Consider the following 24,975-nt stretch of genomic DNA (forward strand, 5'->3'; position numbering starts at 1 on the left):
TCAGCTGCGCAGCCACTCAGTTCCGCAGCCACTCGGTGACGCCGCCGGGTCGGTCGATCAGCTCGATGCCCTGGGCCTTGAGGGCGTCGCGGATGCGGTCGGCCTCTGCGAAGTTGCGGGCGGCCTTAGCGGCCTGGCGCGCCTCGATCTGGGCTTGAATCTCATCGGTGCTGGGGCCTTCTGTTGCGGCTTGGGCGGCATCGCCGGCTTCGGGTTCGAGGCCCAGCACCCCCGCCAGCTCCCGCAGCAGCTCGCCCTGGGCGGCCAGGGATGGGCTGGTTGCCTCGGCAGCGGCGCTGGTATCGCCCCGCTCCAGCCGGTTGGCGAGCGCGCGCAGCGGTTTGGCCAGCTCAAACAGCACCGCCAGGGCTGCTGAGGTGTTGAGGTCGTCGTCCATGGCGGCGGTAAAGCGCGCCCGGGCGGCGGCGAGTTCTGGGGTGGCGCCGGGTGCGGCGCTTGCGGTGCTGGCCAGGCCGAGGGCGGCGTTGAGGCCCTTCCAGCCGGTGGCGGCGGCCTCGAGGGCTTCGGCGGTGAAGTCGAGGGGCTTGCGGTAGTGGGCCTGCAGGGTGAACAGGCGCAGCGTCATCGGTGAGACCCCCGAATCCAGCAGGGCGCGGATGGTGGTGAAGTTGCCGAGGGATTTCGACATCTTCTGTCCGCCCACATTCACCATGCCGTTGTGCAGCCAGTAGCGGGCCAGCTGTTGGCCGGTGGCTGCTTCCGACTGGGCGATCTCGTTTTCGTGGTGGGGAAAGATCAAATCGGCACCACCGAGGTGGATGTCGATCGTGTTGCCCAGCTCCTCGCGCACCATCGCCGAGCACTCGATATGCCAGCCCGGCCGCCCCGGTCCCCAGGGGGAGGGGAAGCTGGGCTCGCCGGGTTTGGCGCCTTTCCAGAGGGCGAAGTCGAAGGGGTGCTGCTTGCGGGCTTCCTCTTCCGTGCCCACCCGGCCCGCCGCATTGTCCTGCTGTTCGGCCAGATCGCGGCCGGAGAGCTTGCCGTAGCCGGCGTGCTTCATCACGGCGAAGTACACATCGCCATCAGCGCTGTAGGCGGCCCCTTTGGCCTCGAGCTCCTCAATCAGGGTGCGAATGGCATCGAGCGATCGGGTGGCCCGGGGCATGCGATCCGGCGGCAGGATGTTGAGCCGGGCCATGTCGGCCACGAAGGCCTCGATGTTGCGCTCGCTCACCGCTTCCATCGAGCTGCCCTCCTCGGCGGCGCGGCCGAGGATCTTGTCGTCGATGTCGGTGTAGTTCTGCACGAACGTCACCCGGTAGCCGCTCCAGCTGAGGTAGCGGCGCAACACATCCCAGGCGATGTAGCTGCGGGCGTGGCCCAGGTGGCAGAGGTCATAGACCGTCACCCCGCAGCAGTAGATGCTTACCTCCCCCGGCACTAGGGGCTCAAACGGCTCGACGCGGCGGCTGAGGGTGTTGGTGAGCTTCAGGGTCATTAGGCCAGCTGTCACTTCGCATCTATCCAGTTAGGGCCGACGCCGGTTTCCACCACCAGGGGCACCGAGAGGGTTACGGCCCGCTCCATGGTTTCACGCGTCAGGGTGAGCACCGGCTCGAGCGCTTCGGGAGCCGCCTCCAGCACCAATTCGTCGTGCACCTGCAGCAACAGCCTTGCCGGACACTGGGCCGCCTCCAGCTCGCGATGCAGCTGGACCATCGCCAGCTTGATGATGTCGGCGCTGGAGCCCTGGATCGGCGCATTGGCGGCGGCCCGCAGCTGCTGGGCCTCCATGCCGCCGCGGCGGGCCACCTCCAGGTCGATCTCCAGGGGATCCTTGCCGCGCAGGCGGCCTAGGCCGTTGGGATCGAAGTGGAACGGCCGGCGCCGGCCCAGGATTGTTTCCACGTAGCCCCTGCTCAGGGCCAGCCGCTCCTGCAGCTCAAGGAAGGCAAACACCTTCGGGTAGCGCTGTTTGTATTTGGTGAGGAAGTCTTTGGCCTCGGCCTGGCTGACGCCCGTTTCCCTGGCGAAGCGCTGGGCGCCCATGCCATAGATCACGCCGAAGTTGATCGTTTTGCCCAGGCGGCGCTCATCCGGCGTCACCGTGTCCTTCTCCAGCAGCAGGCGGGCGGTGAGGGCATGCACGTCATCACCCGTGCGGTAGGCCTCCACCAGCACCTCCTCGCCGCTGAGGTGGGCCAGGATGCGCAGCTCGATCTGGGAGTAGTCGGCGCTGATCAGGCTCCAGCCTTCCTCCGGCAGAAAGGCCTTGCGGATCCGCCGCGAAAACTCGGTGCGGATCGGGATGTTCTGGAGGTTGGGGTTGCTGCTGGAGAGCCGGCCAGTGGCCGTCACCGCTTGGTTGAAATCGGTGTGCACCCGCCCCGTTTCCGGCTCCATCAGCACCGGTAGGGCATCCACATAGGTGCTCTTGAGCTTGCTGAGGGTGCGGTGCTCCAGCACCAGAGGCACCACTGGGTGGGCGTCTTCGAGTTTTTCGAGCACCGCCGCATCCGTGCTCCAGCCGGTTTTGGTCTTGCGGGATTTCTTGCGGTCGAGCCCGAGGGTGTCGAACAACAGCTCGCCCAGCTGCTTCGGCGAGGCCAGGTTGAAGTCGACCCCAGCGGCCGCTTTGGCCTCGGCATCCAGGCGCTCGAGCGTGGTTTTGAGCTCGCTGCTGAGTTCGCCCAGGTAGGCGGTGTCGATGCGGATGCCGGTGGCCTCCATCAGGGCCAGCACCGGCTCAAGGGGCAGCTCCAGCTGGTCGAGCAGCTGGAGCAGGGCCTCGCCCATGGCCGTGAGCTCGCGGCGCAGCAGCTGGGCCAGGCGCCAGGTGAGGTGCACATCCATGCCGCAATACAGGGCGGCTTCGGCGATTGCCACGGCGGCAAAATTGGCGCCCTTGGGCACCAGGTCGGTGTAGCTGGTGGGGGTGAATTCGAAGTTGCGCGCGGCCATGGCCTCGAGGCCGTGTTTGTCGCCGGCATCGCGCAGGTAATCGGCCAGCAGGGTGTCCATCACCACCCCGCCCAGCGGCAGGCCGTGGCGCAGCAGGATCAGTCGGTCGTACTTGGCGTTCTGGAGGGCCTTGGGGTGGGCGGCGCTGGCGAGCCAGGGGGCCAGGGCGGTGAGCACCGCATCCAGGGGCAGCTGAGGCGGTGTTGCCGGCGGCTCGCTGAGCAGATCGGGCGCCTGCGGGCTGTGGTGGCCGATCGGGATGTAAGCGAGCTCGGCCCGGCCGTCGCCCCAGGCCAGGCCGATGCCCACCAGCTCGGCCTGGAAGGGATTGAGGCTGGTGGTTTCGGTGTCCAGGGCCACGGGCCGCCCGGGGTCGGTGCAGCTGTTGAGCTGGGATACAAGGGTCGCCAGGGCCTCGGGGCTGGTGATCAGCTGGGGCTGCAGGGCCGGTAGCCCAGTGTTGAGCGGCTGATTGGGATCTGTTGAACGTTCTGTTTCACAACCTGAAACCTGATTTGCGGTGGCTGTGACGGCCGCACCGCCCGCGGGGCTGGATCCCTCGCTGGGCTGCGGCGGCACGGCCGAGAACAGCTGGGCGAAGGTGGGCACTTGTTTCACCAGGCTGTAGAGCTCCAGTTCCTCGAGGCTGCCGGCCAGGGCCTCGGCCTTCACGGCCCCCAGTTCCAGCCGCGGCTCGGCGGGCAGGGGAATGTCGATCAGGATTTCGGCCAGCATCCGCGAGCGGTAGGCGTTCTCGCGGTCGGCGCGCAGTTTGTCGATCAGGGCTCCCTTGAGGGCCCCCTGGGCGGGCTTGGGGCGGGAGGCGTCGGACTCGGCCAGCTGGTCGAGGGCGGCGTAGATGCCGTCCACATGCTCGAACTCCTTCAGCAGGTTGATGGCGGTCTTGGGGCCCACGCCCTTGACGCCGGGGATGTTGTCGGAGCTGTCGCCGGTGAGTGCCTTGAGGTCGACCACCTCCTCCGGGGTGACGCCGAGCTTGGCGATCACGCCGTCGCGGCGGATCTCCGTAGGGCCGCTGTTTTTGGCGTAGGGGCCGCCGCCCATGTACAGCACGGCGATGTCGCGCTCGTCGTCAACCAGCTGGAACAGGTCGCGGTCGCCGGAGAGAATCCGCACCCGCCAGCCGGCGTTGGCAGCCCGGTTGGCCAGGGTGCCCAGCACGTCATCGGCCTCGTAGCCCGGCGCCATCGCCAAGGGGATGTCGAGACTTTCGGCAAGGATTTGCTGCAGGTTGGCCAGATCGGCAAAAAAGTGCTCCGGCGCCTCGTCCCGGTGGGCCTTGTAGGCCGCGTCGGCCTCGTGGCGGAAGGTGGGCTCGGCCGTGTCGAAGGCCACCACCAGACCATTGGGCTTGAGTCCCTTGCAGTTGTCAAGCAGGGCCTTGAGGAAGCCGTAGGTGACGCTCGTGGGGATGCCCTCTTTCGTGCTCAGGCCCCCCTCGCCGCCTTTGGAGAAGGCATAGAAACTGCGAAAGGCCAGGGAGTGGCCATCGATCAGCAGCAGCAGGGGCTTGGTGCCAGGGGCCACGGTGCTGCAAGCGGTGATGGGTCGAGCCAGCCTGCCAGAGCTCAGGGGGTCAATTCGGATGCCGCGATTGTCACCACGGGGTCAGCCATGCTCAGGCTAGGGATCGGGGCCCAATCTGCACTGGGTGTGCCGTGTCGTCGACTGTCCGGGCCCTGTTCTCCTGGCCCTGTTGTCGGGATCCTCTTGTCGACGCCTCTCACAAATGTGGTTCTTTTTGTGGTCACAATTTTGACAGGAGACGCCGAGACCATGCAGGCGACCACGACCACGGCGACGGCCACCGCCAGCACCACCGCCAGCACCAGCACCGCCACCTTCAGCCCCTGCGGCCAGTACCGCTGGTGGCTGGAGCGGGTGTGGGAGCCGGCGGCGCCGCGGCTGATCTTCATCGGCCTCAATCCTTCGCGGGCCGACGGCCGGCGCGACGATCCCACCCTGCGGCGGCTGCTGGGCTTTGCCCGCTGTTGGGGCTACGGCGCTTTGGAGGTGCTCAATCTGTTTGCCCGCGTCAGCCCGTCGCCCGCGATGCTGCGCCTCGCTGCGGATCCGGTGGGGGGCGCCAGCGATGACTGGATCCGGCGGCGCCTGGTGGCGAATCCTGAGGCCACCTTTTGGCTGGGCTGGGGCAACCAGGGGGCCTGGCGGGGGCGGGATCAGGTGGTGCTTGCGTTGCTGGTGGGTCGCCGTTTGGGGGCCCTGGGGCTCACGGCCGCCGGCCAGCCCCGTCATCCCCTCTATGTGGCCGGCGATGTTGCGCTGCAGCGCCTGGCATGGCACAACCCTGAGGCTCTGGGGCATCCTGTGGGCATGCCCGAGTTCTCCGTCCCCCCGCCGCCGGCAGCGACGCCATGTCCCGCATCCCCCGCCGCTACGCCGTGCATCTGCACATGAGCGGCGGCCAGACCGAAACCGTCCACTTCCAGACCCTGGAGGCCTTCCAGCAGTGGTATGGCGGTGTGCTGACGGCCTCATCGCCCGACACCTTCGTGAACGTGCCGATCAGTGATCTGGAGGGCGAATACCTGGTGGTGCGACCCAGCGGCGTGATCGGCATCCACGTGGAGCCCAAGTTCAACGCCCTCGATGAATGACACCTGAGCGGCTGGGTCTGCTCTGGGGCGTCACTGTTTTTTCCGGGGCGATCGCCCAGGCTCTGGCCTGGCTCACGGGTTTGCCCGGGGTGGTCCTGTTGCTCAGCGCCGGCCTGGTGATTGGCCGCTCTGGCTTTGGTTTGGTGGAGCCCTTGGATCTGGGTCCAGGCCTGGGCACGGTGGTGGGCCTGCTGGTGAGCCTGGTGCTGTTTGACGGCGGCATCAACCTGCGCTTGCCCGACGATGGCACCAGGCAGGCGGTGCTGCGCATCGTGCTGGTGCGGCTGGTGCTGGCCCTTGCCGCCGGCCTGCTGGCCGCCCACTGGCTGGCCGGGCTCAACTGGTCGTTGGCGGCGGTGTTCAGCGCCATCGTGCTGGCCACCGGGCCCACGGTGGTGAATCCGCTGGTGCGCCAGATCCGCCTCTCGCCGCCCCTGGGCGAGGTGCTGGACGGCGAGGGGTTGGTGCTGGAGCCGATTGGGGCTGTGCTGGCCCTGCTGCTGCTGGAGCTGGCGCTGGGCGATTTGCACGGTTGGCGGGAGCTGGCTCAGGGGCTGCTGCAGCGGCTCGGCGGTGGGGTGGCGATCGGGGCCGTGTGCGGCTGGGTGCTGGCTGAAGTGCTGCGCCGTATTCCTGCCCAGCCGGCCGGGGCCCTGCGGCTGCAGCTCACGGTAGGCAGCCTGTTCCTGATGTTCAGCGGCTGTGAGCTGCTGCTGCCCGAATCGGGCTTGCCGGCGGCCGTGGCGGCCGGGGTGGTGGTGGGTCGCCGTCCTGACACCGACGCCGCCGAGCTCGATGCGCTGATCCGCCAGCTGGCCCAGTTGGCGATCACGATGCTGTTTCCCCTGCTGGCGGCTGATGTGAGCTGGGCCGAGCTCAGCCCCCTGGGCTGGGGCGGCGTGACCTGCGTGCTGGTGTTGATGCTGGTGGTGCGCCCAGTGGCGATCGGCTTGGCCACCTGGGGCCTCGACTTCAGCCTGCCCCAGCGGGCCCTGCTGGCCTGGTTGGCGCCCCGCGGCATCGTCACGGCTGCCGTGGCCAGCCTGTTTGCGATCCGCCTGGAGCAGGCTGGGGTGGTGGGGGCCGGCCGCCTGCAGGGGCTCGTGTTTCTGACGATCCTGCTGACCGTGGGCCTGCAGGGCCTCAGCGCCGGTCCCCTGGCCCGCAGGCTGGGGCTCTCAGAGGCAGCGGCTGATGCGGAGCCGGTCGGCGCGGCTGCGGTGCAGCAGCAGCCAGGTGGCCAGTAGGTCGGGACCCTGGAGGCTGCCGAGCAGGGCGGCCCGCAGGCTCTTCATGATCACCCCTTTTTTCACCCCGGCGGCGGCGCAGGCTTCGCCCAGCAGGGCCTGGGCCTGCTCAGCGTCCAACGCCCCGTCCAGCGCTGCGTTGGTTGCGGGCTCGGGCAACCGCTCCAGCAGCGCGGCGAGGGCTGGGCGGGCGCCCTCGCTGGCGAGCTGGGCCACGGCGGCCTCCTGCAGCTCCGGGGTGGTGAAGAAGGGGCGCGCCTGCTCCACCCCATCGGCGAGCAGGCTTAGGGACGGGCCGATCAGGCTGCAGAGATCGATCTGCCAGGCGGGGTCTGAGCTGACCTGGCCGGGCTCCGTGCCCCAGCCATGCTCAGCCCACAGGGGGGCCAGCTGCTCCCGCAGGGTCTCGGGGCCGAGGCCGTGCAGCACCTGGCCATTGAGCCAGTTGAGCTTGTCCCAGTCGAAGCGCGCACCGGCCCGGTTGACCCGCTCGAAGTCGAACATTGCCGCGGCCTCGGCCAGGGTGAAGCGCTCGCCCATGCCCTCCGGCGGCGACCAGCCCAGCAGGGTCATGTAGTTGGCCAGGGCTTCGGCGGTGTAGCCCATGGCTCGAAACTCGCTCACCGAGGTGACGCCATCCCGCTTGGAGAGCTTCTTGCCCTCCTGGTTGAGGATCAGCGGGGTGTGGGCAAACACTGGAGGCTCGGCGCCGAGGGCTGCGTAGAGCAGCAGCTGCTTGGCGGTGTTGGCGATGTGGTCTTCGCCGCGAATCACGTGGCTGATCGCCATGGCGGCGTCGTCCACCACCACCACCAGGTTGTAGAGGGGGTCGCCGATCTGATCGGCGGGGGCGCGCCGGGCGATCACCATGTCACCGCCTAGGTCGCTGCCGCTCCAGCGCATCGGGCCGCGCACCAGGTCGGTCCAGGTGATGGTGGCGTCGTCGTCGATGCGGAAGCGGATGGTGGCTTCGCGGCCCTCGGCGATGAAGGCTTGCTGCTGCTCGGGCGTGAGATCGCGGTGGCGGTTGTCGTAGCGGGGGGCTTTTTTCTCGGCGGCCTGCTGCTCGCGCATGGCGGTGAGCTCCGCTTCGCTGGCAAAGCACCGGTAGGCCTGGCCGGAATCGAGCAGCTGCTGGATCGCGGCCCGGTGCTCGGCGATGCGGGCGCTCTGGATCACTGGATCGCCGTCCCACTGGAGCCCCAGCCACTGGAGCCCGTCGAGGATGTTGGTGGTGTATTCAGCCTTGCTGCGCTCTTTATCGGTGTCCTCAATGCGCAACAGAAACTGCCCGCCCTGGCGCCGGGCAAACAACCAGTTGAACACCGCCGTGCGGGCGGTGCCGATATGCAGGGTTCCCGTGGGGCTCGGGGCCAGTCGCACACGCACTGGACGAGAAGCTTGCCCTGCCACGGACTGCGCAGCACCCACAGGGACAACTCCTAATTCAGGGGAAACGGGACTGACGGGATTCGAACCCGCAACTTCCGCCGTGACAGGGCGGTGCTCTAACCGGTTGAACTACAGTCCCAGTCAGCCTTTCGGCGTTCTGTGTCGTGCTCGGGGTTTGACCCTTGAGCGACTTGAAAAGTATCCGTGATCGCCGGTCCGATCGTCAACCAACTGGGCAAAAGACCAGCGAATGCAAATCAGACCGGCATCCCGAATGGGCATTGCGCAGCCTTAGGGCTGATCAGGGGCGAAAGCCCGCAGGCTCAATCAGGCGCACCTGATTTCCCCGTGCCGTGAATTCACGACCTTGATCGCTCTGAACGACCACACGGCCACCGGATTTCACCCGGATCACCCGCGCCCGAACCCACCCCAGAGCGGCTGATTCGAGCACCTTGACCACATCTCCGGGTTGTAGATCCAACTCCATGCTCGAAACCTGGAAACTGCAAAATGGGACATCGAACGCGCCGTGGAGGACTTGAACCCCCGACATCAGGTTTTGGAGACCTGCGTTCTACCAACTGAACTAACGGCGCAAGGCCGATGCCCCGTAAACATGAGGCCGCTTTTGTTAAACCACCCTGTCTGAAGAATGCTCGTCAGACAGTGAGGAAACATGTTGGCAACCTCAGCGGTCGAAGCGTTGCTTGACCCGTGTGGCTTTACCCACCCGATCGCGCAGATAGAAGAGCTTCGCCCGACGCACCTTACCGCGGCGCTCCACTTTCACGGAAGCAACCTGGGGGCTGTGCAGCATGAAGACCCGCTCCACACCGATGCCCTGGAAGATGCGGCGCACGGTGATGGTCTCATTGAGACCGCCGTGGCGCTTGGCGATCACCACCCCTTCGTAGGGCTGCACGCGCTCCTTGTTGCCCTCGCGAATTCGCACACCCACCTTGACGGTGTCACCGACGTAGATCTCGGGGAGTTCGTCCTTGAGCTGTTCGGCCTCAAAGGCGCGGATCAGGTCCTGGGCGCTGAGCTTGCCGGTGGTGGCCTTCACGGACGTGGCGGGCTTGGCCTGCACAGCGGTGGCCGCGCTCGCTTCTGCCGTCTTGGTCTCGGTGGCGCTGGCCTCCTCAGAACCCTGCTCTGCCGGGTTTACGGCTTGATTGTCTGTCGACTCCGTTGCCATCTCAGCTCCGCGACGCCTTGCCAAACCGACAGTGTACCGGCTGAGGTGTCGCTCTTCCCTCAAACGCCATGCCTGAGCCCGCAACAATCCGGTCCCATTGGTAGCTTGAAGGTGAGCCTTTTCCATCGCTGCCGGCGTCTCCCAGCATGAATCTGTTTGCCGATCTGCTGGCCAGCACCAAGGGGTCTGCCGGCAGCGCAGTGGTTGAGACCGGCCCCCGCATTCAGAAAGGTCGCCGCGGGGTTGAGATCAAATCGGCCCGCGAAATCGACACGATGCGCCAGGCCAGCCGCATCGTGGCCACGGTGCTGCGCGAAATCCTGGAGATGGCGGCCCCCGGCATGACCACCGGCGACCTCGACCGCCACGCCGAGAAGCGCATCCGCGAGATGGGTGCCACCCCTAGCTTCAAGGGGTATCACGGTTTCCCCGCCAGCATCTGCGCCTCGATCAACAACGAGGTGGTGCATGGCATCCCCAACAGCAAGCGCGTGATCCAGGCCGGCGATCTGGTCAAGATCGACACCGGCGCCTACTTCGACGGCTACCACGGCGACAGCTGCGTCAGCCTCTGCGTGGGGGAGGGCGCCACCGAGGAGGCCCAGACCCTCTGCCGGGTGGCCCAGGAATCGTTGATGAAGGGACTGGCCCAGATCAAGGCCGGCAACACCCTGCTGGACATCGCTGGTGCCGTGCAAGACCACGTGGAAGCCCATGGCTTCGCGGTGGTCGAGGACTACACCGGCCACGGCGTCGGCCGCAACCTGCACGAGGAGCCCTCGGTGTTCAACTTCCGCACCCGGGACATGCCCAACATGAAGCTGCGCCCGGGCATGACTCTGGCAGTGGAGCCGATCCTCAATGCCGGCAGCAAGGCCTGCCGCACCCTCAAGGACCGCTGGACCGTGGTGACCGTGGATGGCAGCTGGTCGGCCCAGTGGGAACACACCATCGCTGTCACCAGTGATGGCTGCGAAATCCTCACCGACCGCGAGTTCTAAGCTCCAGCTCAGCGGCTGGGGCGCGTTAATGCCTTGAAGTAGGCCCAGCGGCCCAGGCTGGTGAGCGGCATCAGCACGTAGGTGAGGGGGTTGGGGGTGACGATGATCAGGTTGAAGCCCAGGCGGGCCTGGGCCAGCACCTGGGAGGCCACGAAATCAGCCCCCATCACCCCGATCGGGTTGAGGGCGGAGCGGAATGGTCCCAGCACCAGCCGGCGGATCCGCAGGGGCCCTTCGGCTCCGGCCAGATCCAGGGCCCGCAGGCTCACAAGTGTGCCCAGCAGCCGTTTGCTCAGCTCGTAGAGCGGGCTGAAGGCTGGTTGGATCTCCGCTTCGGAGGTGTTGATCCACACCTCCGCCCGGGGGCGGCCGTTGCTGGGCCGCTGCTGCACCACCTCGGCAAACAGCTCCAGCAGCCGCCAGCTGCTGAGGGCGTTGACCTCCAGGGCCAGCTCTGTGGTTTCGCGGCTGCGGGCCTGTTGCTGGTTGACACCGTGGTTGAGCACCAGCACATCGACCCGCTCCAGCAGCGGTCGCAGGGCCTGCTCTTCGCCAATCTGCCATGACACCTGCTCGAGCGCGATGGTTTCGCCGGCGTCATCGCGCAGGTCGAGGGGCCGGGTGCTGCTGGTGAGGGCCACCAGCTGCGCGCCCTGGCGCGACCACCGGCGCAGCAACGCCTGTCCGAGGCTGCCGCTGGCGCCGGTCACGGCCACGGTGCACGCATAAGAACTGGACATGGGCCTGGTGCAAACGGCGGCTGAGGTATCACCATGGTGGAATTCCGCCGACGGACTGGCCGCCTGGATGGCTCCTGGCACTCCCCCTGAAGCCGTTGTGCCCCTGGTGCCTCTGTTTGCTCCCTACTGCGGGGGCTTGGTGCATCAGGCGTTGTTGGAGGAGGCGCTGGCCAGCCTGCTGGTGGGCGAGTGGGCCGGCCGGCGGTTGCTGCAGGGCGGCCGCAGCCACGCCCTGCAGCTGCGTTGGAGTGGCGAAACGGCGCCCCTTGAAGTGCTCCACTGCGACCTCACCTTCCCTGCCCTGCCGCAGGTGGCCTACGCCTTTGATCTGCCCTGCCACCAGCTGGTGCAGTGGTTGATGGAGCGGCAAGGGGATGAGCTGCCGTCGAGCTTCTGGCATTGGTTGCTGCTGGGGCAGCCTCCCATCGCCACCGAACCGGTGGGCAGCGCCGCCTAAATTTCACGGTCAAGACATGCCCCAGCGAGGTTGACCGATGGCCCCCACCTTGCTGATCGGGTCCTGCGAAGCCTTCAGCGGCAAATCCGCCGTGGTGTTGGGCCTGGCTCGCCAACTCAGCCGTCAGGGCATTCCTGTGCGGTTTGGCAAACCCCTCGCCACCAGTCTTGATGAGGCGTCCACCGAATCGGGCCAGTCGCCCCTGTTGGATGCGGATGTGCGCTTCATCGGCGCCACCCTGGGGCTACCGGAAGCCCATCTGATCCCCTCCTTGCATGTGCTGGATGGGGCGACGGCCCAGCAGCGCTTGGTGCAGGGCGATCTGGAGCCCGGCCCAGGCTTCGCCCTCTTGCGCCAGCAGCTGGCCGAGACCCCCGATGGTTTGACCCTGCTGGAAGCTGCCGGCAGCCTCCATGAGGGCCTGCTCTATGGCCTCAGCTTGCCCCAGCTGGCCGAGGGCCTCGAGGCCACGGTGGTGTTGGTGCATCCATGGTTGGACAGCCGCAGCATCGATCCGCTGCTGGCCGCCCAGGCCCAGCTCGGTGAGCGCCTGGCGGGGGTGGTGCTTAACGCCGTCAAACCGGAGCTGGTGCCCCAGCTGCGGACCGAGTTGATACCGGCCCTTGCCCAGCTCGGCTTGCCCGTGCTGGGGGTGATGCCCCAGAGCCCACTGCTGCGCAGCGTCACGGTGGAGGAGCTGGCCCTGCGGCTCGGGGCCCAGGTGCTCTGTTGTCCGGAACGGCTCGATCTGTTGGTGGAAACCCTGTCGATCGGTGCCATGAACGTGAACTCGGCGATGGAGTTTTTCCGCCGTCGCCGCAACATGGCCGTGGTGACCGGGGCTGATCGCACTGACATCCAGCTGGCGGCTCTGGAGGCCTCCACCCAGTGCCTGATCCTTACCGGGGCCGGTGAACCCCTGCCCCAGCTGCTCAACCGGGCCGAGGAACTGGACGTGCCCCTGCTCAAGGTCGAGCACGACACCCTCACCACCGTTGAGGTGATTGAGCAGGCCTTTGGTCACGTGCGCCTGCATGAAGCGGTCAAGGCCAGCTTCGCCTTCCGGCTGGTGGAGGAGCATTGCAATTTCGAACCGCTGTTCAGGCGATTGCAGTTGCCCGCGATGGCGAAATAACGCTGCTAGTTTCAAAGCGCAGGCTGCGGGCTACTGGTGACCCGGTCCCTTGATCTTCCGTCGCTCGATCGGATCGACACCCTTGCCCAGGAACTGGCGATGCTCCAGGACAGGAGCAAACGGCGCATTGCCATTTTGGGCAGTCGCCACGTTCCAGTCGTGTCCATCCACCTGGTGGAACTGGTGGCCCGCTCCTTGGCCCAGGAAGGCCACAATCTGATCACCTCCGGCGCCCAGGGGGTCAATGCGGCCGTGATCCGCAGCGTGCTGGAGATCGATCCGGCCCGGCTCACCGTGTTGCTGCCCCAGAGCCTCGATCGTCAGCCGGGTGAATCGCGCGACCAGCTCGAGCGGGTGCTGCACCTGGTGGAGAAGCCCGAGCACGACGATCTGCCCCTGCCAATGGCCAGCAGCCTCTGCAACCAGGACATCATCAGCCGCTGCGACCAGTTGATCTGCTACGCCTTCCACGACAGCGAAACCCTGCTGGCCAGCTGCCGCGTGGCCGAGGACATGGGCAAGGTGGTCAGCGTGATGTTCTTCGACTGAGGCCTGGTTGCTAGGCGCCCAGCACTGCCCTCAGTCCTTCCACGTAGAGCACCCCGGAGCACACCAGGCCGCCAGCCCAGCACAGGCCGCGCACCGCAGGCACGTTGCCCACGTAGACGCCGATGTAGGCCAGGCGCAGGGCGGGGTGCAGCCAGGCGGCGATCAGGGCCACCGGGCTGCTGACGCCGGCCAGCAAGCACAGCAGGGCTGCTGGAGCATGCAGGGTGAAGGCCTCAAAGCAGTTTTGGTGCGCCCAGGCGGCGCGCTTCCCCCAGGCCGGCAGCCGCTCAAACATCGCCCTCGGGGCGGCCAGGTCGGCCATCTGGAAATTCGCCTGGGAGCGGGCGGCCCCGAGGGGCACGGTGCTGAACACCACCACACCGGCGGCCAGCAGCAGCGACCAGGCAAAGGGGGCGAGGGAGGCACTCATGGCGGCAGGCAGCGTGGACGATGGATCCAGGTTGGCAGGCCGCACCTACGATTCGCGCACGTTTCCGCCCGACCGACCAGCCCCATGGCCGACACCTATTCCTTTGATGTGGTGAGCGATTTCGATCGCCAGGAGCTCGTCAACACGATCGACCAGGTGCGCCGCGACGTGGGCACCCGCTACGACCTCAAGGACTCCAACACCGAGATCGAGGTGGAGGAGACCAGCCTCACCATCACCACCGCCAGTGACATGACCCTCCAGGCCGTGGAGGATGTGCTGCGCCAGAAGGCCACCAAGCGCAATCTCTCACTGAAGATCTTTGACTTCCAGACCCCCGAGCCCGTCGGCGGCAACCGGGTGAAGCAGGTGGTGAAGCTGCGTAAGGGCCTCAGCCAGGAGCTGGCCAAGAGCCTGAGCAAAACCGTCCGTGATGAGCTCAAGAAGGTGACCGTCTCGATCCAGGGCGACAGCCTGCGGATCACCGGCAAGAACAAGGACGACCTGCAACAGGCCATCAGCCTGCTCAAGGCCCAGGACGTGGAGGTGCCGCTGCAGTTCGAGAACTACCGCTGAGTGGCGGGCTGGCGGTTCTGGATTGATCGCGGCGGCACCTTCACCGATGTGGTGGGGCGGAGTCCTGCCGGTGAGCTGGTGGTGCGCAAGGTGCTGTCGGTGCAGCCTGATTGCCCGGGCGATCCGGCCGTGCGTGCCATCGGGGCGGTGCTGGGCCGGCCCTCCGGCGGCGCGCTGCCAGCGGGGTTGGTGCAGGAGGTGCGGCTCGGCACCACCGTGGCCACCAATGCCTTGCTGGAGCGGCGCGGGGCCGGGGTGGTGCTGCTGATCAACCGGGGCTTTGCCGATCTGCTCACCATTGGCGACCAGCACCGCCCGGACATCTTTGCCCTGGCGATCGAGCGGCCCCAGCCTTTGCGCCTGTGGGTGCTGGAGGTGGATGGGCGGCTGGCGGCCGATGGTGCAGAGCTCGAGCCCCTATCGCTGCCCGAGGGGTTGCGCCAGCAGTTGCGGGCCGCCCAGGCCGACGGCTACACCAGCTGCGCCGTGGCCCTGCTGCACAGCACCCGCAATCCCTGCCAGGAGCTGCAGCTGGGTGCCTGGCTGCAGCCCCTGGGCTTTGAGGCCGTGGTGCTCTCCCACCAGCTCAGCGGCCAGCCCCGGCTCGTGCCCCGCGGCCAGACCGCCGTGGTGGAGGCCGCGGTGGCACCGGTGCTGCGGCACTATCTGGGCCAAGTGGGGCAGGCCCTCGGGCCGGATACCCGGCTGCGGGTGATGCGCTCCAGTGGTGCCCTGGCAGCTCCGGAGGTGCTGCTCGCCAAGGACACGATCCTCTCGGGGCCTGCCGGGGGCATGGTGGGGGCCGTGGCGGTGGGCCGTCGGGCCCTGGAGGCTGCCGGCTTGCGGCCCCAGCCGATCGTCGGCTTCGACATGGGTGGCACCTCCACCGATGTCTTCCATTTCGATGACCGGCGAGGCGATCTCGCCTGGGAGCGCAGCCCCGCCACCGAGATCGTTGGCCTGCAGCTGCAGGCGCCGATGCTGCCCATCCACACCGTGGCCGCCGGTGGTGGCTCGATCCTGCGTTTCGATGGCCTGCGGCTGCGGGTGGGGCCGGAGTCGGCTGGTGCCGATCCGGGGCCAGCGGCCTACCGCCGCGGCGGCCCGCCCACGATCACCGATGCCAACCTGCTGCTGGGCCGGCTGCCCATCGCAGCCCTGCCGGCGCTGTTCGGTCCCAGCGCCGACCAAACCGCCGATGGGCAGGCCGTGGAGCAGGCCTTTGCCGAGCTGGCGGCCGTGATGGCGGCGGTGGCGCCAGGCATCACACCCGAGCGGGTGGCCGAGGGGGTGCTGCAGATCGCCATCGAGACGATGGCCGGGGCCCTGCGCCGCATTTCAATCCAGCGCGGCCACGACCTGCGCGAGGCGTTGCTGGTGAGCTACGGCGGCGCCGGCGGGCAGCACGCCTGCCGTCTGGCCGAGGTGCTGGGCCTATCGCGGGTGCTGCTCCATCCCCTGGCGGGTGTGTTGTCCGCCTATGGGCTCGGCATGGCCGAGCAGTCGCTGTTGCTGGAGTGCTCGCCAAGGCTGCCGCTGGCGCCTGCCTCGTTGCCCGTGTTGCGCCAGCACTGCGCAGCCCTGGTGTGCCGGGGCGTGGAGGACTTGCGGCAGGTGGGAGATCTGGGTGACGCCTCCCCTCAGATCCGGGTGCGGCTGGAGCTGCGGGCGCCCGGCAGTGAGCGGGGGTTGGAGGTGCCCTGGTCGCCCCAGGATTCCGCCCCTGATGCTGCCGCCGATGTGGTCCCCGATGTGGCCGTGTTGGCTGCGCTGCGGCAGGCCTTTGCCGCGAGTCATCAGCAGCGCTACGGCTACTTCCCGGTTGGCGATGACTGGATTGTGGAGCGGTTGCTGGTCGACATCACCTCCTCCGGTCAGGAGCTGCCCGGTCAGGAGCTACCCGCTGACGGGACGGAGTCCGGTTGGGCAGCAGGGGGGGATGGGGCTGGGACTGCGACTGGGAAGGGCGCGCCGGCCGCCGCCAGCACACGCCTTTGGCTGGGTGAGCAGCTCGGCTGGCAGAGGGTGCCCCTCTGGCAGCGCGACCACTTGCGGCCCCAGATGCATCTCCAGGGCCCGGCCCTGGTGGTTGATCAAACCACCACCACCGTGCTGGAGCCCGGCTGGCAGGCGTTGGTGCTGCCCGACGGGGCGCTGCTGCTGGAGCGGCAGTCGCTGGCACACCCGGTTTCCGCTGAGAGTTCTGTTGGCGGTTCCGTTGCGAGTTCTGTTGCACAACCTGTTGAACATCCGGTTTCGAGCCCCGCCGCGCCTGCCGACCCCACTGTTCTGGAGCTCTACAACCACCGCTTTTCGGCCATCGCCGAGCAGATGGGCGGCCGCCTGCAGCAGAGCGCCCGCTCGGTGAACATCCGCGAGCGGCTCGACTTCTCCTGCGCTCTGTTTGACGCCGCCGGGTTGCTGGTGGCCAATGCCCCCCATATTCCGGTGCATCTGGGCTCCATGGGAGACAGCGTGGTCAGCCTGCTCAAAGCGATCGCGCGGGGTGATCGCCCTCCCTTGGCGCCTGGGGATGTGGTGCTCTCCAACAACCCCTACAACGGCGGCACCCATCTGCCGGACATCACGGCCATCACACCCGTGTTCGCGCCAGGATCGCTACCTGGGGCCCAGGTGCCCGCGTTTTTTGTGGCCTCGCGGGGCCACCATGCCGATGTCGGGGGCATCACCCCCGGCTCGATGCCCGCCTTCAGCCGCACGATCGCAGATGAGGGACTGCTGCTCGACAACGTGCCGTTCTTCAGCCATGGCAGCTTCGATGAGGCGTCGTGGCGGCAACGGCTCGCTGCCGGTAGCCATCCGGTGCGCAACCCCGACCAATTGCTCGCCGATCTCCAGGCCCAGGTGGCCGCGAATCGCCTGGGGGTAGATGGGCTGGGGCGCCTGATCGATCGCCATGGCCTGCAGGAGGTGCAGGCCTACATGGCCCATGTGCAGGCCCATGGGGCCGCGGCAGTGGGCCAGGCCATGGCGCGGCTCCGCAGCGGCCAGGCCCGGGTGGAGCTCGACCATGGCGCCCACATCCAGGTGGCCGTGTCCATCGATGCCCAGGCCGGGCGCGCCCGGGTCGACTTCAGCGGCAGTTCGCCCCAGCACAGCGGCAATCTCAATGCCCCCCTGGCTGTCACCAAGGCGGTGGTGCTCTACGTGCTTCGCTGTTTGGTGGGCGAGTCGATCCCGCTCAATGCCGGTTGCTTCGAGCCCATCGAGCTGGTTGTTCCAGAGGGAACCCTGCTGAATCCCCGTTCCCCGGCGGCGGTGGTGGCCGGCAATGTGGAGATCTCCCAGGCGGCGACCAATGCCCTGTTTGCCGCCCTGGGCATCCAGGCGGCGGCCCAGGGCACGATGAACAACCTGAGCTTCGGCAATGCCCAGCTTCAGTACTACGAAACGATCTGCGGTGGCACCGGTGCCGGCCGGCATCCAGGAGGCGTTGGCTATGCGGGTGCTTCAGCCGTGCAGAGCCACATGACCAATTCCCGGCTCACCGATCCGGAAATCCTGGAAAGTCGCTTTCCGGTGCGGGTTGAGCGCTTTGCGATCCGCGCCGGCTCCGGTGGGGCTGGCCTGTTCCGCGGTGGCGATGGGGTGGTGCGCCAGCTGCGCTTCCTCGCGCCAATGGACGTTTCCATGATTTCCGGCTCGCGCCGCGTTCCGCCGGCGGGTTTGGCCGGCGGCGAGGCGGGGGCCTGCGGCCGCAACAGCTGGATCGGGTCCGATGGCTCCAGCCGGCAGCTGGAGGGCTGCTTTGAGCAGACGCTCGAGCCCGGGGAGGCGTTGCGCATCGAGACGCCGGGCGGTGGTGGTTACGGCGCGCCGGAGCAACCATGAGCGTTCGCATTCTGGCGCTGGCGATCACGGCGGTGCTGGCCTCCCCGGCCCAGGCCGAGATCCTGCAGGAGCGCAGCCAGCGCTTCCATCCCCAGTGGTCACCGGGCGGCATGGTGGCCAGCCAGGAGCAGTGGGCCTCCCAGGCCGGGGCTGAAATTCTGGCCCGTGGCGGCAACGCGGTGGATGCGGCGGTGGCCACGGCCTTCGCCCTGGCGGTCACCCTGCCCCAGGCCGGCAATCTGGGCGGCGGCGGCTTTCTGGTGCTGTGGCTGCCGGGTCCGTCGCCGGCGGCATCCCGTGGTTGTCTGGCACTCCCTGGAGCGCGGGCTGGGGCCAGCCCTGAGCTGCGCCTGGGCCGCGGCACGGCCGTGGCGGTGAACTTCCGCGAAACCGCCCCTTTGGCCGCCACGGCTGGGATGTTTCTCGGCGCCGATGGTGAGGTGGACCGTGCGCGGGCCACCCGCAGCCCCTTGAGCGTGGCCGTGCCGGGAACCCCCGCCGGGCTGCTGCTGACGCACCGTTGTTACGGCCGGCTGCCCCGGGCTGCGGTGCTGGCGCCGGCCATCCGGCTGGCCAGCCGCGGCTTCCCGGTGGGCAAGGAGCTAGCCGATTCCCTGCAGCAGGCTGCGCCGTTGCTCCGCGCCGACCCCACCTCCAACGCGCTGTTCCTGGCGCGCCCGCTGCGCCCCAGCGACCGCTGGCGCCAGCCTCTGCTCGCCACCAGCCTGCAACGCCTCGCGGCCCAGGGTGAGCGCGGCTTCTACCAGGGCCCCATCGCCGAGGCCCTGGTGGCATTGATGCACCAACGGGGCGGGCTGATTCGCCATGCAGATCTCGACGGCTACCAGGCTCAGCTGGTGCGCCCCTTGCAGGTGCGGTTCCAGGGCCATCCGGTGCTCACCATGCCGCCTCCCAGTGGTGGTGGGGTCACCCTGGTGCAGCTGCTCCAGGTGTTGGAGCCCATGCCCCTAGCCCAGCTGGGCCTAAACAGTGCCGCCAGCCTGCACCGGATGGTCGAGGCGATGAACCTCGCCTACCGCGACCGCAACCACTGGCTCGGCGACCCCGACCAGGTGGCCATGCCCCTGGAGCGCCTGCTCAGTCCAGCCTATGCCAACAGCCAGCGCACCCGCATCCGCAGCGACCGCCACCGTCCAGCGGCCGAATTGGCTGCGGAGGGCCCTAGCTCCGGCGGCACCAACACCACCCATCTGTCGGTGGCCGATCGCCAGGGGGGGCTGGTGGCCCTCACCACCACGCTCAACTTCGCCTACGGCAGCGGCATCAGCGTTCCTGGTGCCGGCTTCCTGCTCAACAACGAGATGGACGACTTCACCGCAAAACCCGGTGTGGCCAATGCCTATGGCCTGGTGCAGGGAGCCGCCAATGCCATTGCCCCGGGCAAGCGGCCGCTCAGCTCGATGACGCCTACCCTGGTGTTTCGTGCCGATGGCAGGCCCTGGCTGGCCACCGGCAGTCCTGGAGGCAGCCGCATCATCACTACGGTGTTGCAGGTGCTGCTCAACCGCATGGTGCATGGGCTGAACCTGGCCTCAGCCGTGGCCAGCCCCCGCATTCACTCCCAGCTCTGGCCCGACCAGATCAGCGTGGAACAGGGCCTCAGCCCCGACACCACCGCCAAGCTGGAGGCGATGGGCCACCGGCTTGTGATCACGGCGGCGATGGGTTCAGCCAACAGCGTTGAGGTGCTGCGCGAGGGGGGCAGCCTGGGGGTCGCCGACCCCAGGCGCCTCGATGCGGCGGCCGTTGGCGACCTGCAACTCAGCTGGCCGGCTGAGTTGGAGCCGTGATCAGGTTGATGGCGGAGAACCCCAGGCCGATGCCGAACAACATGCCGATGGCCCAGATGCTGTCGGAGGGCCACTCGGCGATCAGCATGCCGCCGAGCACGGCGGTGACGATGCCGTCGAGCAGCACCAGCGCGCGGGCAGGGCCCTGGCCGGTGGCCGCGGCGGCCAGTTCCATCACCCCCTCAAAGGCGAGCAGGAAGCCCACAAACAACGTGAGGCTTACTTCACTGGCGATCGGGAAGGCGAGCACCCAAACGCCGCCGCCCAGGTAGAGCAGGCCGGAGAGCAGGCGGAAGATTTTGCCCTTGGTGTCGCCCTCGCCGGTGAGGCGTAGCAGCTGGGACACCCCCGCGACCACCGACACCCCCCCCACGGCAATGGTGAGCAGGGTGGCCGAGACGAAGGGCAGCACGATCGACAGCCCGGCTGCGGCAAACAGCAGGGCGGCGGTCACCCAGCGCAGGGTGGGGGAAGCGGGAACCGTCACCGGAGAAAACACAGAAGAGCAGCCACCCTAAATCGCCCGCTTGGCAGGAATTGCAGCTTGATTAAGTGTCGCTGTCAGCAAACCATTACCGCCGTGTAGCAAACCATCACAGCTTGCTGGCCTGTTGGTGAGTTCGCTGCAGTGTGGAGTTCAACCGTGTTGGTTAGGGCCCCATGCTTGAGCTGCTGCCGCCGCTCAACGACCACAACCTTCCCTGGATGGACACCATCCATCCGATCGTGGTGCATTTTGTGATCGCCATGGGCTTGATCACGTTTGTGTTTGATCTGATCGGTGTGTTGACCCGCCGGCCAGCGCTGTTTGAGGTCAGCTTCTGGAACCTGCTATTTGCCACCGCAGCAATTTTTGTGGCGATTATGTTTGGCCAGATCGAGGCGGGACTGGCCAATCCCTACGGAGCCTCGCGCGATCTGCTCAACCTGCACAGCACGATCGGCTGGTCGCTGGCTGGGGTGTTGTCGCTGATGTCGGGGTGGCGCTACGTGATCCGCAGCAAGGACCCCCAGCAGCTGCCGCTGGCCTTCCTCGGTGCTGGAGGCCTGCTGACGGCCCTGATCGTGGTGCAGGTCACCCTCGGCAATCAGCTGATCTGGGTGTATGGCCTGCACACGGTGCCGGTGGTGCAGGCGATGCGGGCGGGGCTGGTGTGATGGAAGGCGCACCAGAATTCATCCCAGCGGGCTCACCGATCGAGCAGTTGGCAGCCGATCTGGGGTCCAATGGGCTGCCCTATGGCTTGCCGATTCACCCCAACCTGGTGCATCTCACGATCGGCCTGTTCGTGATCGCCATCGCCTTTGACATCGCCGGTGCCCTCTATCCGGTGGAGAAGCGGGTGTTCCGCTTTCTGGCGCTACCCGTGACCCGCGGCGGCTTTCACGATGTGGGTTGGTACAACCTGCTGGCCTGCGCCATCGTCACCTTCTTCACCGTGGCGGCCGGCTTCTTCGAGATGCTGCTGGCGGTGCCCCTGCCAGGGGTCACCAGCACTATCGGACTGCAGAGCATGGAGACGATGCTGTGGCATGGCGTTGGTGGTGTGCTGATCCTGCTGGTGATCGTCTCGATGACGGTGTGGCGGGGCTATCAGCGCTTTGTCTGGCGCCGCGACATGGGACGCCAGGTGCAATGGCTTTACCTGCTTGTCGGGCTTGGGCTGTTCCTGGTGATCGGTTTGCACGGCACCCTTGGAGCCGAGTTGGCGGGTGAGTTTGGCGTGCATGTCACCGCCGACCAGCTGCTTGCCGCCGGTGCCGATCTCAAGGAGGCTCTGCCATGACCAACACGTCAGGGCGCTCCAAACCTCCTGTTGGCTCCCGGCCAGCCATCAGCCGCCTGGGCCTGGTGGCCTTGATTGGCTGGATCGCCCTGCTGGTGGTGCTGAGCTGGTGGATGTCCCAGGTTGCCTACCGCTGGCTGCCCGTGCAGGCCTCCAGCGCCGCACCCCTGGTGGATGGGCTGTTCAGCTTTGAAACCGGCGTTGGCACCTTTGTGTTTGGAGGGGTGTTGTCGGTGATGGCGTGGGTGATCGTGATGCACCGCGCCGAGAAGTACGACGAGAGCGATGCCGAGCCCATCGAGGGCAACACCCGCCTGGAAGTGATCTGGACGGTCATTCCGCTTCTGTTGGTGATGGCGATCGCGGTGTATGCGATGCGGGTGAACACCAGCCTGGGGGTGTTGGGCCCGATGGAGCACATCCATCTGGCCAATCCGGTCGAAGACCAGGGCGGCTACCCAGCCGACCGGCTGCCGGCTGAGCAGGTGGAGGTGATTGCCCGGCAGTGGTCGTGGGAGTTTCGCTATCCCGAGGCCAACGTCTCCTCCACCGAGCTCCACCTGCCGGTGGATCAGCCCGTCACGTTCCGACTGGTGTCCGACGATGTGCTTCATGGCTTCTACATCCCGGCTTTCCGCCTCAAGCAGGATGTGATCCCAGGCCGAGCCATTGATTTCAATCTCACCCCCAGCCGCGAAGGTCGCTATCGCCTGCGCGACTCCCAGTTCAGCGGCACCTGGTTTGCGGCCAACCAGGCCGATGTGGTGGTGGAGAGCCCCGAGGCTTACCAGGCATGGCTCAAGACGGCGGCCGCTCAGCCCCTGCAGCCCGGGCTCAGTGATGCGGTTGCGGAATTCGGAGCCCGGCAGCAGCTCAAGAACCCCGGCTGGGCCACCGTGCCGCCGGCTCCACCGCCCCAGGTCAACGTTCCCGGATCCAACACCCTGCCGCACGACGCCTGAGCCCGATGACCTCCACCACCTTCCCGCCCAGTCCCCCCGAAGATGCGTCCTGGAGCCGTTATTTCGGCTTCAACACCGATGCCAAGGTGATTGGCATCCAATACATTGTTGTTGCCTTTTTCTTCTTCTTGATCGGTGGCCTGCTGGCCATGATCATCCGCGGTGAGTTGATCACGCCTGCCGCCGATCTGGTTGATCGCACCGTATACAACGGCATCTACACGATGCACGGAACGATCATGTTGTTCCTGTTCATCTTTCCGGTGCTGAATGGGCTCAACAATCTGTTGATCCCCACCATGATCGGTGCCCCCGATATGGCCTTCCCCCGCCTCAATGCGGTGGCGTTCTGGCTGGTTCCCATCTTCGGAACTCTGTTGATCGCCAGCTTTTTCGTGCCGGGGGGGCCTGCCTATTCCGGTTGGTGGTCCTACCCACCGGTGAGCACCCAGAACCCTCTGGGGCATTTCGTCAATGGCCAGGGGCTCTGGCTCACTGCCGTGGCGCTTTCGGGGGTGTCGTCGATCATGGGTGCGGTGAACTTCGTCACCACGATTCTGCGGATGCGGGCCCCTGGTATGGGCTTCTTTCGCATGCCGGTGTTTTGCTGGACAGCCCTGGCAGCCCAAAGTTTGCAGTTGATCGGTCTGCCGGCGCTCACCGGTGGGGCGATCATGCTCTTGATGGACCTCAACTTTGGCACCAGTTTCTATCAGCCGGAGGGGGGCGGCGATCCCGTGCTCTATCAGCACTTCTTCTGGTTCTATTCGCACCCGGCCGTGTATGTGATCATCCTGCCGGTGTTCGGCATCTTCTCCGAGCTGTTCCCCGTTTATTCCCGCAAGCCGCTGTTTGGCTATGTCTATGTCTGCCTGGCCTCATTCATTATTGTGGGACTGGGGCTGGTGGTGTGGGTGCACCACTTTTTCTCCAGCGGAGTAGCCCAGTGGATGCGCAATCTGTTCATGTTCACCACCATGTTGATTGCGGTGCCTACTGGCGTGAAGGTGTTCGCCTGGCTGGGCACCATCTGGCGCGGTAAATTGCGGCTCACCACGCCGATGCTGTTCTGCCTCGGCGGCCTGTTCAACTTCGTGTTTGCGGGCATCACCGGCATCATGTTGGCCACGGTGCCAGTGGATATTCATGTGTCGAACACCTATTTCGTGGTGGGCCACTTCCACTACGTGATCTATGGGGCGGCGGTGATGGGCATCTTTGCTGCCATCTACCACTGGTTTCCCAAGTTCATCGGCCGCATGCCCTATGAGGGCCTTGGCAAACTTCATTTTTTGCTCACCTTTGTTGGGGCCAACCTCAACTTCCTGCCGATGCATCCCCTGGGGCTAATGGGCATGCCCCGTCGGGTGTCGAGTTACGACCCGGAATTTGCCTTCTGGAATGTGCTGGCCAGCCTGGGGGCTTTCCTGCTGGGGGTGTCGATCATTCCCTTCCTACTCAACATGGTGAGCGCCTGGGTGCGGGGACCGAAGGCCACCCACAACCCCTGGAATGCCATTGGCCTGGAGTGGTTGCTGCCCTCTCCTCCGCCGGAGGACAACTTTGGTGAGCACGTGCCCACCGTGATTAGTCGTCCCTATGGCTATGGCACTGGTGAGCCCCTGGTTGACCATCAGGCCGAAATCGAACGGGAGCTCACCCTTCAGGAGGCCAGCACATGACCGCCACCGTTGATTCAAATAGACCCGATTCCAACACCGCCCATCCCAAGCACAACCTCACGGGCTTCATCATCTTTCTGTGCTCTGAAAGCGTCGTTTTTCTGACGTTCTTCAGTGGGTTCGCCATTCTGAAAACCAGTGCTCTCAATTGGTTGCCTGCGGGCGTGGCGGGTCTGGAGTGGCGTATGCCGCTGATCAACACCGTGGTGCTGGTGTCCAGTTCCGGCACCATCTGGCTGGCAGAGCGCTGCATGGCCAAGGGCAACCTGCTGGGGTTCCGGGCGTTCTGGCTGGTCACCATGGCCCTGGGGGCCTATTTCCTTTACGGCCAAGCCGTTGAGTGGAGTGGTCTGCAGTTTGGCTTTACTTCAGGCACGTTCGGGGGCACCTTCTATTTGCTCACAGGCTTTCACGGCCTGCATGTGGCCACTGGCGTGTTCCTGATGGGCCTGATGCTGGTGAAGTCGTTCATTCCCCAGAATTATGCGGGGGGAGAGCAAGGGGTGCAGGCCACATCCCTGTTTTGGCACTTCGTGGATGTGATCTGGATCATCCTCTTCGTGTTGATTTACGTCTGGCAGCGCACTTGAGC

General features: G+C 66.6%; 23 protein-coding genes and 2 tRNA genes. 15 read left to right on the forward strand and 10 right to left on the reverse strand.

Annotated features, from left to right (window positions below):
• Positions 1-16: 16 nt before the first annotated feature.
• Together cysS and polA are read right to left on the reverse strand one after the other, a co-directional pair.
• Complete coding sequence (gene cysS / locus CJZ78_RS09335; RefSeq protein ID WP_094560972.1) at positions 17-1,459, reverse strand: cysteine--tRNA ligase; 1,443 nt, start codon at positions 1,457-1,459, stop codon at positions 17-19.
• Between the two features lie 11 nt (positions 1,460-1,470).
• A complete protein-coding gene (gene polA, locus CJZ78_RS09340) occupies positions 1,471-4,470 on the reverse strand; it encodes a DNA polymerase I (RefSeq protein WP_094560974.1) in 3,000 nt (999 codons plus the stop codon).
• Between the two features lie 249 nt (positions 4,471-4,719).
• Between polA and CJZ78_RS09345 the strand changes: the two genes are divergently transcribed.
• From CJZ78_RS09345 to CJZ78_RS09355, 3 genes are read left to right on the forward strand one after another with little or no spacing between them, the layout of a single operon-like run.
• Positions 4,720-5,361 (forward strand): DUF1643 domain-containing protein, encoded by a 642-nt coding sequence (locus CJZ78_RS09345; RefSeq protein WP_094560976.1) that lies wholly within the window; start codon positions 4,720-4,722, stop codon positions 5,359-5,361.
• Positions 5,319-5,561 (forward strand): hypothetical protein, encoded by a 243-nt coding sequence (locus CJZ78_RS09350; RefSeq protein WP_094560978.1) that lies wholly within the window; start codon positions 5,319-5,321, stop codon positions 5,559-5,561. Before CJZ78_RS09345 ends, CJZ78_RS09350 begins: the two co-directional genes overlap by 43 nt.
• Positions 5,558-6,808 carry a sodium:proton antiporter gene (locus CJZ78_RS09355; protein WP_094560980.1) on the forward strand — a complete coding sequence of 417 codons (1,251 nt, stop codon included), beginning with the start codon at positions 5,558-5,560 and terminating at the stop codon, positions 6,806-6,808. Before CJZ78_RS09350 ends, CJZ78_RS09355 begins: the two co-directional genes overlap by 4 nt.
• Here CJZ78_RS09355 and gltX read toward each other — a convergent pair.
• The 5 genes from gltX to rplS all read right to left on the reverse strand — a co-directional run bounded on the left by gltX (position 6,740) and on the right by rplS (position 9,401).
• The gene (gene gltX / locus CJZ78_RS09360; protein WP_094560982.1) at positions 6,740-8,197 is read right to left on the reverse strand and encodes a glutamate--tRNA ligase; all 1,458 of its coding nucleotides are present in this window, start codon (positions 8,195-8,197) and stop codon (positions 6,740-6,742) included. The genes CJZ78_RS09355 and gltX overlap by 69 nt on opposite strands.
• Positions 8,198-8,265: 68 nt before the next feature.
• A tRNA-Asp gene (locus tag CJZ78_RS09365) sits at positions 8,266-8,339 on the reverse strand.
• A 162-nt stretch (positions 8,340-8,501) separates the two neighbouring features.
• A complete protein-coding gene (locus CJZ78_RS09370; RefSeq protein ID WP_006043540.1) occupies positions 8,502-8,690 on the reverse strand; it encodes a hyperconserved protein Hcp in 189 nt (62 codons plus the stop codon).
• Positions 8,691-8,726: 36 nt separating this feature from the next.
• A tRNA-Trp gene (locus CJZ78_RS09375) sits at positions 8,727-8,799 on the reverse strand.
• A gap of 92 nt (positions 8,800-8,891) precedes the next feature.
• Positions 8,892-9,401, reverse strand: coding sequence for a 50S ribosomal protein L19 (rplS, locus tag CJZ78_RS09380; RefSeq protein ID WP_094560984.1), 510 nt, complete (start codon positions 9,399-9,401; stop codon positions 8,892-8,894).
• A 146-nt stretch (positions 9,402-9,547) separates the two neighbouring features.
• Here rplS and map point away from each other — a divergent pair, with 146 nt between their 5' ends.
• Complete coding sequence (map, locus tag CJZ78_RS09385) at positions 9,548-10,402, forward strand: type I methionyl aminopeptidase (RefSeq protein WP_094560986.1); 855 nt, start codon at positions 9,548-9,550, stop codon at positions 10,400-10,402.
• An 8-nt stretch (positions 10,403-10,410) separates the two neighbouring features.
• Here the strand turns inward: map and CJZ78_RS09390 are convergent, their stop codons facing one another.
• Positions 10,411-11,142 carry an NAD-dependent epimerase/dehydratase family protein gene (locus CJZ78_RS09390; RefSeq protein WP_094560988.1) on the reverse strand — a complete coding sequence of 244 codons (732 nt, stop codon included), beginning with the start codon at positions 11,140-11,142 and terminating at the stop codon, positions 10,411-10,413.
• Positions 11,143-11,209: 67 nt separating this feature from the next.
• Here CJZ78_RS09390 and ebsA point away from each other — a divergent pair, with 67 nt between their 5' ends.
• The 3 genes from ebsA to CJZ78_RS09405 are packed head-to-tail and all read left to right on the forward strand — an operon-like array spanning position 11,210 to position 13,283.
• Positions 11,210-11,599 carry a type IV pilus biogenesis protein EbsA gene (ebsA, locus tag CJZ78_RS09395; RefSeq protein ID WP_094561075.1) on the forward strand — a complete coding sequence of 130 codons (390 nt, stop codon included), beginning with the start codon at positions 11,210-11,212 and terminating at the stop codon, positions 11,597-11,599.
• A 37-nt stretch (positions 11,600-11,636) separates the two neighbouring features.
• Positions 11,637-12,734, forward strand: coding sequence for a phosphotransacetylase family protein (locus tag CJZ78_RS09400; protein ID WP_094560990.1), 1,098 nt, complete (start codon positions 11,637-11,639; stop codon positions 12,732-12,734).
• Between the two features lie 36 nt (positions 12,735-12,770).
• Positions 12,771-13,283: a DNA recombination-mediator protein A gene (locus CJZ78_RS09405; RefSeq protein ID WP_094560992.1), complete on the forward strand. Its 513-nt coding sequence runs from the start codon at positions 12,771-12,773 to the stop codon at positions 13,281-13,283.
• 10 nt (positions 13,284-13,293) lie between these two features.
• Here CJZ78_RS09405 and CJZ78_RS09410 read toward each other — a convergent pair whose 3' ends face one another.
• Positions 13,294-13,713, reverse strand: coding sequence for an MAPEG family protein (locus CJZ78_RS09410; RefSeq protein ID WP_094560994.1), 420 nt, complete (start codon positions 13,711-13,713; stop codon positions 13,294-13,296).
• An 84-nt stretch (positions 13,714-13,797) separates the two neighbouring features.
• Here CJZ78_RS09410 and CJZ78_RS09415 point away from each other — a divergent pair, with 84 nt between their 5' ends.
• Genes CJZ78_RS09415 through ggt form a run of 3 tightly spaced genes read left to right on the forward strand, consistent with a single transcriptional unit; the run spans position 13,798 to position 19,952 of the window.
• Positions 13,798-14,289 (forward strand): YajQ family cyclic di-GMP-binding protein, encoded by a 492-nt coding sequence (locus CJZ78_RS09415; RefSeq protein ID WP_094560996.1) that lies wholly within the window; start codon positions 13,798-13,800, stop codon positions 14,287-14,289.
• Positions 14,290-18,141: a hydantoinase B/oxoprolinase family protein gene (locus tag CJZ78_RS09420; protein WP_094560998.1), complete on the forward strand. Its 3,852-nt coding sequence runs from the start codon at positions 14,290-14,292 to the stop codon at positions 18,139-18,141. It abuts the gene before it with no gap.
• Positions 18,138-19,952: a gamma-glutamyltransferase gene (ggt, locus tag CJZ78_RS09425; RefSeq protein WP_094561000.1), complete on the forward strand. Its 1,815-nt coding sequence runs from the start codon at positions 18,138-18,140 to the stop codon at positions 19,950-19,952. Before CJZ78_RS09420 ends, ggt begins: the two co-directional genes overlap by 4 nt.
• Here the strand turns inward: ggt and CJZ78_RS09430 are convergent.
• Positions 19,924-20,439, reverse strand: a complete 516-nt coding sequence (locus tag CJZ78_RS09430; protein WP_094561077.1) for a DUF308 domain-containing protein — start codon at positions 20,437-20,439, stop codon at positions 19,924-19,926. The genes ggt and CJZ78_RS09430 overlap by 29 nt on opposite strands.
• A 173-nt stretch (positions 20,440-20,612) precedes the next feature.
• On the opposite strand from CJZ78_RS09430, the gene CJZ78_RS09435 reads away from it, so the two are divergent.
• From CJZ78_RS09435 to CJZ78_RS09455, 5 genes are read left to right on the forward strand one after another with little or no spacing between them, the layout of a single operon-like run.
• Complete coding sequence (locus CJZ78_RS09435) at positions 20,613-21,110, forward strand: DUF2231 domain-containing protein (protein WP_094561002.1); 498 nt, start codon at positions 20,613-20,615, stop codon at positions 21,108-21,110.
• Positions 21,110-21,739, forward strand: coding sequence for a DUF2231 domain-containing protein (locus CJZ78_RS09440; protein WP_094561003.1), 630 nt, complete (start codon positions 21,110-21,112; stop codon positions 21,737-21,739). The genes CJZ78_RS09435 and CJZ78_RS09440 overlap by 1 nt, the downstream gene beginning before the upstream one ends.
• Positions 21,736-22,701, forward strand: coding sequence for a cytochrome c oxidase subunit II (locus CJZ78_RS09445; RefSeq protein WP_094561005.1), 966 nt, complete (start codon positions 21,736-21,738; stop codon positions 22,699-22,701). The genes CJZ78_RS09440 and CJZ78_RS09445 overlap by 4 nt, the downstream gene beginning before the upstream one ends.
• 5 nt (positions 22,702-22,706) lie before the next feature.
• Positions 22,707-24,383: a cbb3-type cytochrome c oxidase subunit I gene (locus CJZ78_RS09450; protein ID WP_094561007.1), complete on the forward strand. Its 1,677-nt coding sequence runs from the start codon at positions 22,707-22,709 to the stop codon at positions 24,381-24,383.
• A complete protein-coding gene (locus CJZ78_RS09455; protein ID WP_094561009.1) occupies positions 24,380-24,973 on the forward strand; it encodes a heme-copper oxidase subunit III in 594 nt (197 codons plus the stop codon). Before CJZ78_RS09450 ends, CJZ78_RS09455 begins: the two co-directional genes overlap by 4 nt.
• Positions 24,974-24,975 lie beyond the last annotated feature (2 nt).

Origin of the sequence: Synechococcus sp. 8F6 (assembly GCF_002252665.1) — a bacterium.
GTDB lineage: Bacteria > Cyanobacteriota > Cyanobacteriia > PCC-6307 > Cyanobiaceae > Cyanobium_A.